We start from the raw sequence: 973 nt of genomic DNA, 5'->3' as shown, positions 1-973 counted from the left end.
CGCGCAGCGGGCCTATTCTTGTTGTGAAAAAATCAAATTGCGACAGAAGCCGACAGGATCATATTTAATATTGTTTGTTTTTTTTTGTTCAATATGATTGAATTGCATAAATAATTTTATTGAGTCTGTAAAGTGAATATTAATTATAATTTTTCAAGGTCAAAGTCTTATAATGAAAGAGCAAGATTCTTAATTCTTCATTATACTGCTGGAAATTTTGAAATATCTTTGAAAGAACTAACTACAAATGTAAGTTCTCACTACCTTGTACCTTTAAATAAAAAAGATGACCCTAGCTACCCTTTAAATGAAGTTCAGATTATGAATATCGTTGATGAAAAAAATAGGGCTTGGCATGCTGGAGTCAGTGCTTTTCAAGATAGGGTAAATTTAAATGATTCATCTATAGGTATTGAAATTGTTAATTTAACTAAAACTATCGAAAATTTTCTTCCCTATCCTGATTATCAAATCAATTTAATTATAGAGCTTTGTCAAAACATCTTAGCAAGGCACCAGGATATTATTCCGCAACGTGTACTCGGCCACTCAGATATTGCTTTTGATAGAAAATCTGACCCAGGCCCGCTTTTTCCTTGGAAAAGACTTTACGATTCAGGTATTGGAGCATGGTTTGATGATGATACAGTTCTTCAATATAAACAAGCCCTTCAAAAAGGACTGGTAACACTAGATACTGCATATGAAAAAATACAGGAATATGGATATTGCGTAGACAGGCATAACACTTATTGTAAAAAAATTAATAAAAATAAATTAATACGTGCATTTCAAATGCACTTTAGGTCATCTAAATATGATGGTATTTTAGACGAAGAAACTGCTTCTATCATGCTAGCTCTTTGGACAAAATATACAGCTAGTGGTCGATTTGCTTTTGATATGTAATATGAGTATTGAACTTTATGAAAAAAGAAATTATTTTATCTATCGCTGCGAGCCAAGGAGTGCA

The 973-nt window shown here is 32.0% G+C and carries 1 protein-coding gene; it reads left to right on the top strand.

What is annotated here, in order from left to right; translation table 11 throughout:
* Window positions 1–132: 132 nt before the first annotated feature.
* Window positions 133–909: an N-acetylmuramoyl-L-alanine amidase gene (locus C200_RS13320; RefSeq protein ID WP_016212066.1), complete on the top strand. Its 777-nt coding sequence runs from the start codon at window positions 133–135 to the stop codon at window positions 907–909.
* The last annotated feature ends 64 nt before the right edge of the window (window positions 910–973 follow it).

The sequence above is a fragment of the Piscirickettsia salmonis LF-89 = ATCC VR-1361 genome, from assembly GCF_000297215.2.
Taxonomy (GTDB): Bacteria; Pseudomonadota; Gammaproteobacteria; order Piscirickettsiales; family Piscirickettsiaceae; genus Piscirickettsia; species Piscirickettsia salmonis.
Note: the sequence above shows the minus strand (reverse complement) of the source record. Positions and strands in the feature narration are given on the sequence as shown.